Source organism: Flavobacterium sp. ARAG 55.4 (assembly GCF_051846875.1).
In the GTDB taxonomy this organism is placed as follows: Bacteria; Bacteroidota; Bacteroidia; order Flavobacteriales; family Flavobacteriaceae; genus Flavobacterium; species Flavobacterium plantiphilum.
Genome location: NZ_JBPYCT010000002.1, coordinates 51912 through 66037, shown reverse-complemented (window position 1 = coordinate 66037; position 14126 = coordinate 51912). Strand labels below are relative to the sequence as shown.

14 protein-coding genes are annotated in these 14126 nt (G+C 34.7%); 5 read left to right on the top strand and 9 right to left on the bottom strand.

What is annotated here, in order from left to right:
• Nucleotides 1–257: 257 nt before the first annotated feature.
• The 5 genes from ACSV4D_RS02510 (at nt 258) to ACSV4D_RS02490 (ending at nt 7356) form a co-directional block, all read left to right on the top strand.
• Nucleotides 258–3095, top strand: coding sequence for a TonB-dependent receptor (locus tag ACSV4D_RS02510; protein WP_439227009.1), 2838 nt, complete (start codon nt 258–260; stop codon nt 3093–3095).
• A gap of 16 nt (nt 3096–3111) precedes the next feature.
• Complete coding sequence (locus ACSV4D_RS02505) at nt 3112–4461, top strand: DUF5689 domain-containing protein (protein WP_439227008.1); 1350 nt, start codon at nt 3112–3114, stop codon at nt 4459–4461.
• A 104-nt stretch (nt 4462–4565) separates the two neighbouring features.
• Nucleotides 4566–5042 carry an FKBP-type peptidyl-prolyl cis-trans isomerase gene (locus ACSV4D_RS02500; protein ID WP_408080164.1) on the top strand — a complete coding sequence of 159 codons (477 nt, stop codon included), beginning with the start codon at nt 4566–4568 and terminating at the stop codon, nt 5040–5042.
• A gap of 94 nt (nt 5043–5136) precedes the next feature.
• Entirely contained in the window at nt 5137–6369 is a 1233-nt protein-coding gene (gene hflX / locus ACSV4D_RS02495; protein WP_439227007.1) for a GTPase HflX, read from the top strand.
• Nucleotides 6370–6648: 279 nt separating this feature from the next.
• Complete coding sequence (locus tag ACSV4D_RS02490) at nt 6649–7356, top strand: hypothetical protein (protein WP_439227006.1); 708 nt, start codon at nt 6649–6651, stop codon at nt 7354–7356.
• 62 nt (nt 7357–7418) lie between these two features.
• Here ACSV4D_RS02490 and ACSV4D_RS02485 read toward each other — a convergent pair whose 3' ends face one another.
• From ACSV4D_RS02485 to sufC, 9 genes are all read right to left on the bottom strand, one after another.
• Nucleotides 7419–8270, bottom strand: a complete 852-nt coding sequence (locus tag ACSV4D_RS02485) for a DUF3078 domain-containing protein (protein ID WP_408080158.1) — start codon at nt 8268–8270, stop codon at nt 7419–7421.
• 22 nt (nt 8271–8292) lie between these two features.
• Nucleotides 8293–8799, bottom strand: coding sequence for a DUF2480 family protein (locus tag ACSV4D_RS02480; protein ID WP_439227005.1), 507 nt, complete (start codon nt 8797–8799; stop codon nt 8293–8295).
• A gap of 71 nt (nt 8800–8870) precedes the next feature.
• Nucleotides 8871–9194, bottom strand: coding sequence for an SUF system Fe-S cluster assembly protein (locus tag ACSV4D_RS02475; RefSeq protein WP_408080154.1), 324 nt, complete (start codon nt 9192–9194; stop codon nt 8871–8873).
• A gap of 83 nt (nt 9195–9277) precedes the next feature.
• Complete coding sequence (locus ACSV4D_RS02470; protein ID WP_408080152.1) at nt 9278–9697, bottom strand: SufE family protein; 420 nt, start codon at nt 9695–9697, stop codon at nt 9278–9280.
• Complete coding sequence (locus ACSV4D_RS02465) at nt 9687–10124, bottom strand: hypothetical protein (protein ID WP_439227004.1); 438 nt, start codon at nt 10122–10124, stop codon at nt 9687–9689. The genes ACSV4D_RS02470 and ACSV4D_RS02465 overlap by 11 nt, the downstream gene beginning before the upstream one ends.
• A 7-nt stretch (nt 10125–10131) precedes the next feature.
• On the bottom strand, nt 10132–11346 hold the full coding sequence (locus ACSV4D_RS02460) for an aminotransferase class V-fold PLP-dependent enzyme (protein WP_439227003.1): 1215 nt from the start codon (nt 11344–11346) through the stop codon (nt 10132–10134).
• Nucleotides 11347–11551: 205 nt separating this feature from the next.
• Nucleotides 11552–12868 carry a Fe-S cluster assembly protein SufD gene (sufD, locus tag ACSV4D_RS02455; RefSeq protein WP_408080146.1) on the bottom strand — a complete coding sequence of 439 codons (1317 nt, stop codon included), beginning with the start codon at nt 12866–12868 and terminating at the stop codon, nt 11552–11554.
• A 78-nt stretch (nt 12869–12946) separates the two neighbouring features.
• The gene (locus tag ACSV4D_RS02450; RefSeq protein WP_439227002.1) at nt 12947–13312 is read right to left on the bottom strand and encodes a four helix bundle protein; all 366 of its coding nucleotides are present in this window, start codon (nt 13310–13312) and stop codon (nt 12947–12949) included.
• Between the two features lie 38 nt (nt 13313–13350).
• A complete protein-coding gene (gene sufC, locus ACSV4D_RS02445; RefSeq protein WP_439227001.1) occupies nt 13351–14103 on the bottom strand; it encodes a Fe-S cluster assembly ATPase SufC in 753 nt (250 codons plus the stop codon).
• Nucleotides 14104–14126: the final 23 nt, after the last annotated feature.

The window sequence follows — 14126 nt, the reverse complement described above, 5'->3', positions numbered from 1 at the left end:
TATAAAAAATAATAAATCTAAATAATTTTTTTCTTACTTTTAATTTGTCAAAAACACAATTGACTTGGGTAAGTCATTTAATACCAGTGTTTTTTGAAATTTGAAAAGATGCCCAATTTCCAGGAATAACAATCCGTACTGATATTAAAACAGTCCCTTTTGGAACTGTTTTTTTGATGCTTTGAAGCCACATTTTAAAGTGGTAAGATGCTGTAAATTTTTTCTGCAAAGGATTTGCAATTAATTCTGTTGGGCTTATGAGATATTTTCTTGTTTTACTTTTTGGTATTGGAATTAGTGGTAGTGCACTGGCACAAAATGGAACTCAAATTTCAGCTAAAGTTTTAGATGCTAAAACACTAAAACCAATAGTTGCTGTGGTGGTTTCAATTCAAAACACCAACTTTACGCAACTGACTAATTCTGAAGGGACAGTTATTTTTGAATCCATTCCGCCAGCAGATTATTTAGTACTTTTTCATAGTCAGGGTTATAAAGATGCCTTGTTTCCCATAACGCTTGAAAATACCTTAGCATTCGATTTGGGAACCATTTTGCTGGAATTAGATCAGGTGGCTGAGCAACAAGCTGCCGTAATTCAGCTTTTTGAAGATGATTTAACCGATGATAACAGCAGTTCAGAAAATACTTCAGGACTATTACAGTCTTCCAGGGATGCTTTTCAGCAGGCAGCTGCTTTTAACTGGGGACAGGCGCGGTTTAGAATTCGTGGTCTCGATAGTGAAAACGCCAATACGATGATCAACGGGATAACCATGAATAAAATTTATGATGGAAGACCGCAATGGAATAATTGGGGCGGACTCAATGATGCCACCAGAAATCAGGAATTTTCAATAGGCACTACACCGTCTGATTATACGTTTGGAGGAATTCTGGGCACTCAGGAAATCAATACCCGGGCTTCATTATATCGTACAGGGAGCAGGATTACAGTTTCGGCTACCAATACCAATTACAGTTGGCGTATTATGGGAACCTATGCTTCCGGAATGAGTAATTCTGGTTGGGCTTATGTGATTTCAGCAGGGAAACGCTATGCTGAAGAAGGTCATTTTGAAGGAACAACTTATGATGCCAATTCACTTTTTTTAAGTATCGAAAAAAGAATAAATGACCGGAATTCCGTTAATATCACCGGATTTTACACTCCTAATGAACGGGGTAAGAATTCACCCAATACAAAAGAGGTCAATACTTTAACTTCTAAAAATTATAATTCCTACTGGGGATATCAAAATGGAAAAATCAGAAATGCCAGAGTAAAAACTATCGAAGAACCTATTGTAATGCTGAATCATTATTTTAAAATTAATGATCATACAAATCTGAATTCGGCAGTAATGTACCAATTTGGAAAAATAGGAAACAGCAATATCGATTATCAAAATGCCAATAGTCCCGATCCGGCTTATTTTAGAAAAATGCCCAGTTATTACACTGCTCTCTATGGGGCTGATAAAGGAGAGTTTTCAGGTGATTTTATTCCGGATTATGATAATGCTGAGCAAAACAGAATTGCATTTTTAGCCAATCAGCAAATAGACTGGGAAGCGATGTATCGTGCCAATCAGAATCCTGTAACAGATGCTGGTTCAAATATTATTGGTTACGAACCGGCACAAAGCCATTATGTGTGGTATGAGGATCGGAATGATGACAAAACCATTGCAGTAAATTCTAATTTTAATTCACAACTTAGCGAAAATCTGATTGTGAATGCCGGAATTTCGTTTCGGGATTTCAATTCGCATAACTATCAAAAATTATTGGATTTATTAGGGGGTGCGTTTTTTGAAGATATTGACGGTTTTTACAGCGGAACCCAGGCACAATCTGATTTGAATAATCCAAACAGGCAAGTGAAAACAGGTGATAGATACGGATACAATTACAATTTCACAGCAACGGTTCTGGAAGCTTTTAGTCAGTTCCGGTTTTCTTATAATACAATAGATTTTTATCTGGCTCAATCTTTTTCTAAGACTAATTATCAACGGGAAGGTTTATATAAAAACGGAATTTATGAAACAATTTCCTTTGGCAAAAGCCAAAAACTGAATTTTGAAAATTTTGGGTTTAAAGGCGGTATACTGTTTAAAATTTCCGGTAAGCAATCATTGAATTTTAATGCCGCTCATTTGACTAAAGCGCCTAATTTGAGAAACAGTTTCTCAAATGCCCGATTAAATAATACTATTGTCAGCGGTTTAGAAAATGAAACGCTCAACAGTCTTGATGCAACTTACGTTTTCAGAACGCCAAAATTAAAAGCGAGAGTAACAGCCTATTATTCGACGATAAAAGATGCTACAAAAATCAGCTTTTTTTATGCCGAAGGAATATTTGATAATGAAGCCGGTTATACCAATACCAATGCTTTTGTGAGTCAGACTTTAACGCATTTAGACAGAAAAAATACAGGAGCAGAACTGAGTTTTGAATACCAGCTGAGCGCTACTTTAAAAACAACTTTTTCGGCAGCTTACGGACAATTTATTTTTGACAGTAATCCCAATGTGAGTATCAATAATGATGCGGTGGCTACGACAGAAAATACCAATCCGTCTTTTGATTTTGGTACAGCATTTCTAAAAAATTACAAACAGGCAGGGATGCCGCAACAGGCATATAGTTTGGGATTGGAATATCGTGACCCTAAATATTGGTGGATTGCTCCTAATGTTAATTATCTGGCAGAGAATTACATCGATGTTTCGCCTGTGTCGAGAACCAATCGCTTTTATACCAATCCTGCCAGTGGATTTCCTTTTCCAGAAGCCACTCCGGAAAGAGCAGCAGAATTACTGAAACAGGAACAATTTGATGCGGTGATTCTGCTGAATCTGATTGGTGGAAAATCATGGAGAATCAAAGGAAAATATCTGGGATTGTTTGCAAGTATCAATAATGTGCTGGACAGTAAATATAAAACCGGCGGTTATGAACAGGCCAGGAATGCTAATTTCAGACAACTCAATCAGGATGTTTCCAGCGGGACGCCTTCTTTTGGTAATAAATATTTTTATGGATATGGCCGAACGTATTTTGTAAATCTCAATTTCAGTTTTTAATTTAAATTTTATTAGTATGAAAAATGATAGTATTTGCTTTTTGTTATTGGTTTTATTGATCACTGCTGCAGGTTCCTGTGCCAGTGACGAGGTAAAAATTCCGGAGTTAAAGTGTAATCAGCCTGATTTTGAAGTTAACAAAACTGTAGCTGATATTAAGTCAGTTACCGCTGAAATTGTAGCCCAATATAGATATGATGATGTGATAGAAGGCTATGTGGTTTCCAGTGATGAAAATGGTAATTTTTTCAAGACTCTTTCGTTTCAGACATTGGCTACAGCCACAACACCTGCAATTGGGTTTAGTGTGCCTGTAGATGCGACAAATGTATATGTGGATTACAGAATAGGAAATAAGGTATATGTAAAACTAAAAAATCAATATACTGATTTCTATTATGGCGGTTTACGAATTGGGGATTTGTATGTTAGTGCTTTTAATCAGGGCGGAGTAGGGCGGCTTTCACAAAATGATTATAAAAAAGTATTGCATGCTTCCTGTACCAATGTGAAAGAAGAACAACTGGTTCGGTCAATTGATTTAGGTGAAATAAACGACAGCCATTTAAATACACTTATCGAATTGTCTGAGGTACAATTTACAGAACCGGCTATTGGACGTCATTACTTTGAAGAAACCAATAATGTGGGAGGTGCTACCAACTGGAACCTTGTGGACAAAAAGGGCAATCAGCTAATTTTCAGAACCAGCAGCTTTGCGGATTTTTCTAAAAATATTGTTCCCGGCGGAAGTGGGAAAGTGCGGGGAGTTTTGACAAAATATGCTACTGATTACCAATTGATAGCCAGAAAAGAATCCGATGTTCAGATGAAAGGAACCAGAAATATTCCTTTTTTTGTGGAAGATTTTCAGACTGTTGCTGATGGCACTAACCTAAGTTTGCCAGGATGGAGTAATATTATTGAAGCAGGTGCTATTGTTTGGAAAGGCGGAATTACTTCAACGAATGGCTACGCCGAATTTGTAATTACAGGAACTAAAGTTGCGTCGAATATTGTATGGCTGATTTCCCCAAAAATTGATATGGATGTGCATACTAATGAAATCCTTTCGTTCAGAACTGCACAGCATCATTTAGATGTAGATTCTCCATTAAATACCCTAAAAGTATATCTGTCGACTAACTTTGATGGAGTAAATGTTAAAACAGCAACGTGGATTCCTGTTTCAGCAAATCTTCCAACTCAGCTTACGCCCTGGAATGAGTTTATCGGTTCAGGAATGATTGATTTGTCTGGTTATACCGGGAAAATTAATATCGCCTTTAAGTATATTGGCTCCGGAAAAAATCTGGCTCTGGATGGTGCTTTTTTAGTAGATGATGTTCAGGTTTACGGGGATTAGTTTAGAAATAATTTTATACTTTTCTGAAATCATGGAACAGTTAATTTTAAGGTGATAAGTTCGAATTTTACTATATTTGGCTTTTTAAAAAAAATAATTTTATTATGAAACATCTATTATCAGCACTATTGGTTGTAACACTTTTTATTTCCTGTAAAAAAGAAAGTAATAATTCCAGCGAAGCACCAAGTGAAATTCCTTATGTAGCTAAAAATGAAAAAGAAATCGAAAAGTACGTAGCTGAAAAAGGTTTAAAAGGAACTAAAAGCGAATCCGGATTGTATTATGTAATCAAAGATCCCGGAACAGGTAAACAAGCTACTCCGGCTTCAAATGTAACTGTTGCTTACAAAGGTTATTTTATGGATGGAAAAGTATTTGACCAAAGCGATGAAAACGGAATTTCTTTTGGTTTGAATCAGGTTGTAAAAGGCTGGACAGAAGGGATATCTTATCTTAAAGAAGGCGGAAGTGCTATACTTGTTATTCCTGCAAAACTGGGTTATGGTGGAAATGATTATGCAAGTATTCCTGGTGGATCAGTACTTATTTTTGAAGTAAAACTGATTTCAGTAAACTAAAATTTCTTTTTTTCAGACAAAAGGAATATTTTTAAGAAATTATAAATTCAATTCCTAAGCAGCAAATCATTAAATTTGCTGCTTATTATAAGATATGTTAGAAAAAGAAGTAATAAATTTCGAAAAAACAGCCATTGTTGGTATTGTAACTCAAAATCAAAGCGAAGAGAAGCTCAATGAATATCTGGACGAATTAGAGTTTTTGACTTACACAGCAGGTGGACAAGTGGTAAAACGTTTTTTTCAAAAAGTAGACAAACCTAACCCAAAGACTTTTCTTGGTACAGGAAAGATAGATGAGATTCATCACTATGTAAGAGAGAACGGAATCTCGACTATTATTTTTGATGACGAGTTAACGCCTTCACAACAAAAGAACATCTCCAAAATTATCGATTGTAAAATTCTGGACAGAACCAATCTTATTCTGGATATTTTTGCACAACGTGCCGAAACTTCTTATGCCAGAACTCAGGTAGAACTGGCGCAATGTATCTATTTGTTACCGCGTCTTTCGGGATTGTGGACACACTTAGAGCGTCAAAAAGGGGGAATCGGAATGCGTGGTCCCGGAGAAACGGAAATTGAAACCGACCGTCGTATTGTACGTGACCGTATTTCATTATTGAAAGAAAAAATCAAGGCTATCGACAAGCAAATGGGTACTCAACGAAGCAATCGCGGTGCTATGGTTCGTGTCGCTTTAGTAGGTTATACCAATGTGGGAAAATCCACCTTGATGAACGCCATAGGTAAGAGTGATGTTTTTGTAGAGAATAAATTGTTTGCTACATTAGACACAACGGTTCGAAAAGTGGTGATTAAAAACCTGCCTTTCCTGCTTTCAGATACGGTAGGTTTTATTCGAAAATTACCAACCCAGTTAGTAGATTCGTTCAAAAGTACGCTTGATGAGGTTCGTGAAGCCGATTTGTTATTGCATGTAGTGGATATTTCCCATCCTGATTTTGAAGATCATATTGCATCGGTAAACCAAATATTAGTGGATATCAAAGCAGCTGATAAACCGGTAATTATGGTTTTCAATAAAATTGATTCTTATAGGCATTTGACTATTGACGAAGATGATTTGATGACCGAAAAAACAACCAAACATTATACGTTAGAAGAGTGGAAAGCCACCTGGATGAGTCGTGTAGGAGAGGAAAAGGCTTTATTCATTTCGGCTACCAACAAAGAAAACTTCGAAGAATTCAGAGAAAGGGTTTACGAAGCCGTGCGCCAAATTCATATTACCCGTTTCCCGTACAATAAATTCCTGTATCCGGATTATAAGGATGCCATTGAAAAAGAAGAAAAAGAATAATTTTTTTCGAAATATAAATATACCAAATCCCTTTTGAATTTTTCAAGAGGGATTTTTTTTGGGCATGACCCAACTTCCACTGCGTTCCAGTTAGGTCGGGCTGTACGTTGCAATCTTTTATTTCGTTACACTGCATAAAAGGATTTCCACTGCCATCCCTCATGCGGATTTTGTGCTAATAATAACAATTGACTTTAAAATTATAATTTTCATAGAATAGTTACAGAGTAAAAGTTTCCTAATGTAGATTTGTATCTTTGATTTGCTCAAATTTAAATTATGAAAAAAATAGCCTTGCCAATTTTACTTTTCTGTTTAATTATTTTATCATCTTGTAAGTCTGGTAATTATAAGTATTTTGCGCCAACAGTCAATCCTGTATTATTCCAAGATAAAGGAGAAGTACATGTTTCTGCTGAAGTAGGTACTTCGGGCTTTACAACCAAAGCGGCTGTCGCTCTTACAGAGCATTTTGGAGTTATGGGAATGTACAGTGGCGGAGGATTAGGTAATTATCGTTCTCACGAAGGAGAAGTAGCTGTGGGATATTTTACAAAAAACCTATATGTTTCCGGAGGAATGGGTTTTGGTTCAAACTTTGCTTTTACGGATAGTACACATGTAGCAAAACAATACGAAGGAAGTTTTCGTCGTCCTTTTGTTCAGTTAAATGCAGGAATTAGCGGAGGTAAAATTATAGGAGGAATTAAAGGAGATGCTGTTTTTTGTTTAAAAAACAGTTATTTGTTCTACGATGGAAGTCATTTAAATGCAACCAAAGATCAAATCCATTCGGAATATTTTGTAGTTGAACCCGGATTTTTGATGGGTTTGGGATCTAAGGCTTTTCGTTTTGATTTTCTGTTAGGATTCCCTATTCATTTTACTAATAATCCGCTTTCAAAATATTCCAATGCCAGAACTTATCCATTAAATGTTGGTTTTGGTATTCGTTTTATCATAGGACGTAAGAACAACGAAATTTAATTCAAAAAAAATCCCTTTTCAGAATCAGTTCTAAAAAGGGATTTTTTATGCTGCAGAAAAGATTAGAAACCATAATTAACTCCTAATCCAAAAACTTCTCTAACCTGAACCCCTTTTATAGCATTATCATCATAAATGGTTTGCAAAGCAATATTTGCCGAAAGGTATTTGTTGATTTTCATCACCACGTTCATTTGATAATCGATATCAACGTTTTGCGGATCTTCTAAATAATTAGAATATAAATTCAGACGGTTTTCTATAGAAACATTTGTGACAGCAACAAATTTGAAATATGCAGAAACGCTGGCTCCAAATTCAAAGCGGGTATTATCACCTTGTAAAACACCAAATGAAGATCCTAAATCTGTAAAATGCTTGTGAACCAAAATTAATTTTCCTGCTGCCGGAGCAATATTAATACTGGCATTGTTATCTTTTTTCCATAAGAAACCAGGTCCAAATTGAAAATAGGCCGGAGAGAAAAAGTGAGAAATCACCTCGTTGTTTTTGTCAAGACCCACATCCATTTGCGATTTAAAGTTAAAATACATCGAATAATACCAGTTTTTAGCTTTAGCTTTTTTTCCCCACATAGAATTTAATTCGAGGCGGTCGTCTGTTTTGGCTGTATTTTCATTTCCTTTAATTTTACTTAAACCATAAGCAAGTATAAATTTATTATCCCATACTACATCCCCTTTTTTATAATTAAAGTCATAATTCAAACCAAAATTCCCAGCCACGTTTGAAGTTCCGCCACCCAGCCATTGTCTGTTATACGCTGACTGACTTAACAATAAGGACATATTGCCTTTTTTTGTCCATACTTTTGTAGTGTCTTTTTCTGTTTCCTGAGCCTGTATTGTAAACGTAGCCAGAATTGCAACAACAAATAGAATTAGTTTTTTCATATAAATGTTATTTGGGTTTTAGTTACTTTTTTGCTTTATACAAAGGCACTGCTGAACAGGCCTCTCCATACATAATGCTTCTTGCAAAAGGTTGTAAATAATGGACAGCTAACACGTAAGCCCTTGTGGGAACTGGTTTTTTAGAACAGCCTTTTATAATAACTGATTTATTTTCGTAAACTTTATAATCTATTTTAGGTAACAATTCTTCGTATAAAGCTGCATCTAAATCTTCTTTATTTCCATTGATGATTTTTTTAGCAAAAGGGGCTAATTGTATTGCTACTAAAATAGAAGCCCATGCCGGAACAATGGCATCAGTACTGCAATTAATTGCTACGTACTGATCCTGATATTGAGTCCAGTCATGATTTTTAAGCTGTTCTCTAAAGTCTTTTTCTTTTAATAGAAATCCTTCGAGTAACCATTGCGAAATATCAATTTGCGAGCGAATGCCTTTTGGATAATAATCTTCTAAGTCGAAAACTTCCAAAGCGCTGTTTGCTACTTTATTTACAATTTCTTCCATTATTCTAGTGTTCAGTGTTCAATGTTTAGTTTTCAGTTGTGTACTGATTCCTGAACATTGAATGCAATTTTTTAAAGCATTCCTAATTCTAATTTTGCTTCTTCGCTCATTAAATCTTTGCTCCATGGCGGGTCAAAAGTAATTTCTACTTCAGCACCTTTGATGTTTTCAATAGATTTTACTTTTTCTTCAACTTCTCTTGGCAAGCTTTCCGCTACCGGACAGTTTGGAGAGGTTAGTGTCATCAGGATTTTTACTTCATAATCTGTATTGATCATTACATCGTAAATCAATCCTAATTCGTAAATATCTACAGGAATTTCAGGGTCGTAAATTGTTTTTAATTTCATTACGATTGCTTCTCCTAATTGGTTGGTGTCTATTTCTTGTTCCATTTTTTTGTTTTTTTGTTAAATTACAGGGCTTATTTTTTTAAACATATAAGTCCTCTAAGTTTTTTGTTTCTGTTTTAAAAAGTTTATTTTTTTGAATCAAATGCTAAAGCGTACATTTTTATATTCTTAATCATCGAAACCAAACCATTAGCCCTGGTAGGAGATAAGTGTTCTTTTAAGCCTATTTCGTCAATGAAATCCATTTCGGCATCAATGATATCTTTAGGGGTCTGATTTGAAAAAACACGAATTAAAATGGCAATAATCCCTTTGGTTAATATGGCATCACTATCAGCCGTAAAAACTATTTTATCATCCTTTTTCTCTCCCTGTAACCACACTTTAGACTGACAGCCTTTAATTAAGTTTTCGTCAATTTTTGATTCTTCTTTGATTAGCGGAAGGTTTTTTCCCAGTTCGATGATGTATTCATAACGCTGCATCCAGTCATCAAACATCGAAAATTCGTCCACTATTTCTTCTTGTATATCTTTAATTTTCATTGTTTTGTTTTGCAAATGAATTTATTTTAGTCACTAATTTTTTTATCTCTACAGGTGGAAAACCATGATCAAAACTTTGTGATTCATAGTTTTTGCCTTCGTAATTTATTTTCAGACTGGCTATTGCTGCACCATCATAAAAACGTTTTTCGGTAGGTGATTTCAGATTTTTCAGTTCTTCTAAATCCAGCTCCTGAAAAAGATTAACCAGCTCTTTCCAGTCAGTATCTGATATTTTAACATCAACAGCTTTTTCTGCTCTGTTTTTTTTTATACTCGCAATATGTTTTTCTATAATTACTTCGTGATAATAACCTCTGGTATTTGCTGTGTATGTTATTAGTGCTGTATCCATATTTTGTAGTACATCACCCTGACAGCCTTTGCCCAGAAAAAAGGTCAATAATAATAACGATAGTATTTTCATATTTGTTTTAGGATAACATTAATTGGGCTTTTTTAACCGCTTCAACTAAGGCATCAATTTCTTCTTTAGTGTTGTAAAAAGAGAATGAAGCTCTTATAGTTCCGGGAATTCCATAAAAATTCATAATAGGTTGGGCACAATGGTGTCCTGTTCTTACTGCGATTCCTAATTTATCAATAATACTGCCAATGTCATAAGGATGAATTCCTTCGATATTAAAAGAAATCACTGAGGTTTTGTTTTTTGAATTTCCATAAATACGCAGACCTTCAATTTCTGATAAACGCTGGGTTGCATAAGCTAACAATTCCAATTCTTGTTGTTGAATGTTTTCAAACCCAACAGTATTCAAATAGTCGATAGCGGTTCCTAATACGATTCCTCCGGCAATATTGGGCGTTCCTGCTTCAAATTTATGAGGTAAATCGGCATAAGTAGTTTTTTCGAAAGTTACTTCTTTGATCATTTCGCCACCACCCTGATAAGGCGGTAATTTATTCAGCCAGGCTTCTTTTCCGTACAAGATTCCGGTTCCGGTTGGCCCGCACATCTTATGTCCTGAAAAGGCATAAAAATCACAATCCAGCGCCTGAACATCAGGTTTTAAATGTGCAGCTGATTGTGCTCCGTCAATAAATACTGCAGCTCCCACTTTATGAGCTTTATCAATCATGTATTTAACAGGGTTGATAATACCTAAAGCATTAGAGATATGATTTACTGTAACAATTTTAGTTTTCTCAGAAAGTAATTTGTCAAATTCAGACATGATTAACTCTCCGTTTTCGTTCATTGGGATGACTTTCAATACAGCTCCTGTTTTTTCACAAAGCATTTGCCAGGGCACAATGTTACTGTGATGTTCTAAATGCGAAACCATCACTTCATCATCTGGTTTTAAAATGGAAGCAAAACCATTAGCAACCAAATTGATTCCAAAAGTTGTTCCTGAAGTAAAAAGTACTTCGTGAGCATGTTTGGCATTAATGTGATTTTGTACTTTTTTACGGGAAATTTCATAAGCATCAGTGGCTAACTGGCTTAGTGTATGAACGCCACGGTGAATGTTGGCATTGATTTCCTGATAATATTTTGAAATCGCATCAATAACCACCTGTGGTTTTTGCGAAGTAGCTCCGTTGTCGAAATATACTAATGATTTTCCATTTACTTTTTCGTTCAGAATTGGAAAATCGGCTCTTATTTTTTGAATGTCCAGCATAACTATTTAGAAAAATTCTATTATACAAAAGTACTAAAACTAAAATTGTTTTTAACGGCTATTATTCGTTTTGATTGATTGTTGTATCAGTTTAATTGATATGAAATAAATAAACGTCTTTTTGGCTGTAAAATTTCAGTCATAAAAAAAACGCAAAGTTCTAAATGAATTAAAACTTTGCGTCAGCAGTATTGTTTTTTTAATATTACAAATCAAATCCTAATTTCACGCCTAATTTCATAGCGATGATTTTAGTAATTCTTTGTTTTAATTCCGGTATTTTGATATTTTCTATAACTGCATTAGAGAAAGCGTACATCAATAAAGCTTTAGCCTCTTTTTTAGGAATTCCTCTTTGTTGCATGTAGAATAAAGCCGTTTCGTCTAATTGCCCCACAGTACATCCGTGAGAACATTTTACATCATCGGCAAAAATTTCCAATTGTGGTTTCGCATTGATAGTTGCTTTATCACTCAATAAAATGTTGTTGCTTTTTTGGAAAGCATTCGTTTTCTGAGCTTCTTTTTCTACATACACTTTTCCGTTGAAAACTCCTGTTGAACGATCCGAGAAGATTCCTTTGTAATCTTGGAAACTCTCACAGTTAGGTTCCGCATGATTTACTAATGTGTAGTGATCTACGTGTTGTTTTTCACCAATAATGGTAATTCCGTTCAGTGTACTTGTCAGTCTTTCGCCGTAGTGGTAGAAGTTCAGGTTGTTTCTGGTAAGGTTTCCACCAAAAGAAAAAGTATGCACAGAAGCATGGCTTTCTTTTTGCTGAGAAACATAAGTATTGTCAATTAGATTAGCCTGATGATTATCATTTTGAATTTTATAATAATCTACAATAGCACGTTTTTGAGCGAAAATTTCGGTAACTGAATTAGTCAGAACAGGATTTTCACTTAAACTTTGGTGACGTTCAATAATTTGTACATGAGAATTCTCTCCTACAATCACTAAGTTTCTCGGCTGTGTCATCAATGCTGATTCATTTCCTGTAGAGAAATACATGATTTCAATAGGTTTGTCAGCTACTTTGCTTTTTGGGATATTTATGTAAGCACCTTCACAGGCAAAAGCAGTGTTTAATGAAGTCAGGCTATCATCTTTACTGGCAATTTTGTTAAAATAATTATCAATAACCATTTTATATTTTGGTTTTGTCAATGCCGAAGACATCAAACAAACGTCAATTCCATCGTGAGTGGTTGAAGACAAATGAGAACTAAAAATACCATCAATAAAAACTACTTTATAAGTATCGATTTCGTGAATAAAGTATTTTTTTACCTGATTAAATTCTATTGCACTGTCTTTTTTAGGAAAAACGGTAAAGTCATTTTTCAGTATGGCATTTAACGAAGTGTATTTCCAGGCTTCTTCTTTTTTAGTAGGGAAACCTTTTGTTTCAAAGTTTTTTAAAGCTGAAGTTCTCACATCATGCAGTTCTGAATGAACATCGATGCGCTCTTCAAAGGCCATGAACGATGATATTAATTTTTCTTTTAATTCCATTTTATTTAAGTCTTAAAGTCGAAAGTCGAAAGTCGTAAAGTCAAAGGTATGAAACCTTTATCCTTAAATTTTCAAGCTTTAGACTTTTGATAAGTATTTAATAAAACCACTTAACAATTTTGATATTTCTGTTACTGATTCTAAAAGTTCTTCGAATTCTTCTTTTGTTATGTAATCTAAATCAAATGCCAAATATAATTGAGATCTAACTTCAGCAGCTGAAGCTTTTGCGACGAATAAAAAATAAACAAATTCTTTATCTGTATTTCTCTCAAAACCTTCTGCAATATTAGATGTTATTGAAATAGATGCCCGTCTAATTTGTCTTGTGAAATCAAAGTCTTTTTTAAAATTTATATTTTCTGTAATCAGGTATATTCTTTTGTTGAATTCTCTTGCTTTTTGCCAAGAATTAATTTCTTCAAAAGAATTAAATTTGCCCATTTACTATTTTTCTTTAGACTTTTAGACCTTCGACTATATTAAGCTTCTTGCTCTTGTTTAATCCAGTCGTATCCTTTTTCTTCTAATTCTAAAGCCAGGCTGGCGTCACCGGATTTTACAATTTTACCGTTATATAATACGTGAACAAAATCAGGAACGATATATTCTAATAATCTTTGGTAGTGTGTAATTACGATAATGGCGTTTTTATCACTTTTTAATTTGTTTACTCCATTAGCCACAATTCGTAAAGCATCGATGTCTAATCCGGAATCAGTTTCATCAAGAATAGCTAATTTAGGCTCTAACATTGCCATTTGGAAAATCTCATTACGTTTTTTCTCTCCACCTGAGAAACCTTCGTTAAGAGAACGCGACAAAAACTTACGGTCAATTTCTAATAATTCTGATTTCTCACGAATTACTTTCAACATTTCGTTAGCCGGCATTTCTTCCTGACCATTAGCTTTACGGGTTTCGTTGATAGCGGTTTTCATGAAGTTGGTTACCGAAACTCCCGGAATTTCTACAGGATACTGGAACGAAAGAAATACGCCTTTGTGTGCTCTTTCTTCCGGAGCTAATTCAGAGATATCTTCGTTTTCTAACAGGATTTCACCTTCTGTAACTTCGTAGTTTTCATTTCCTGCAATGATTGCAGAAAGTGTACTTTTTCCGGCTCCATTCGGTCCCATAATTGCATGAACTTCTCCTGCTTTTACTTCAAGGTTAATCCCTTTAAGAATTTCTTTATCGCCTATTGAGGCTTGTAGATTTTTTATTGATAACATTTTTCGAATGTGTTTTTTATACT

Excerpts from the sequence above, each read along its gene's own strand:
- ACSV4D_RS02510 (WP_439227009.1), top strand. The coding sequence starts at position 258 with ATGAGATATTTTCTTGTTTTACTTTTTGGTATTGGAATTAGTGGTAGT.
- ACSV4D_RS02505 (WP_439227008.1), top strand. The coding sequence starts at position 3,112 with ATGAAAAATGATAGTATTTGCTTTTTGTTATTGGTTTTATTGATCACT.
- ACSV4D_RS02500 (WP_408080164.1), top strand. The coding sequence starts at position 4,566 with ATGAAACATCTATTATCAGCACTATTGGTTGTAACACTTTTTATTTCC.
- hflX (WP_439227007.1), top strand. The coding sequence starts at position 5,137 with ATGTTAGAAAAAGAAGTAATAAATTTCGAAAAAACAGCCATTGTTGGT.
- ACSV4D_RS02490 (WP_439227006.1), top strand. The coding sequence starts at position 6,649 with ATGAAAAAAATAGCCTTGCCAATTTTACTTTTCTGTTTAATTATTTTA.
- ACSV4D_RS02485 (WP_408080158.1), bottom strand. The coding sequence starts at position 8,270 with ATGAAAAAACTAATTCTATTTGTTGTTGCAATTCTGGCTACGTTTACA.
- ACSV4D_RS02480 (WP_439227005.1), bottom strand. The coding sequence starts at position 8,799 with ATGGAAGAAATTGTAAATAAAGTAGCAAACAGCGCTTTGGAAGTTTTC.
- ACSV4D_RS02475 (WP_408080154.1), bottom strand. The coding sequence starts at position 9,194 with ATGGAACAAGAAATAGACACCAACCAATTAGGAGAAGCAATCGTAATG.
- ACSV4D_RS02470 (WP_408080152.1), bottom strand. The coding sequence starts at position 9,697 with ATGAAAATTAAAGATATACAAGAAGAAATAGTGGACGAATTTTCGATG.
- ACSV4D_RS02465 (WP_439227004.1), bottom strand. The coding sequence starts at position 10,124 with ATGAAAATACTATCGTTATTATTATTGACCTTTTTTCTGGGCAAAGGC.
- ACSV4D_RS02460 (WP_439227003.1), bottom strand. The coding sequence starts at position 11,346 with ATGCTGGACATTCAAAAAATAAGAGCCGATTTTCCAATTCTGAACGAA.
- sufD (WP_408080146.1), bottom strand. The coding sequence starts at position 12,868 with ATGGAATTAAAAGAAAAATTAATATCATCGTTCATGGCCTTTGAAGAG.
- ACSV4D_RS02450 (WP_439227002.1), bottom strand. The coding sequence starts at position 13,312 with ATGGGCAAATTTAATTCTTTTGAAGAAATTAATTCTTGGCAAAAAGCA.
- sufC (WP_439227001.1), bottom strand. The coding sequence starts at position 14,103 with ATGTTATCAATAAAAAATCTACAAGCCTCAATAGGCGATAAAGAAATT.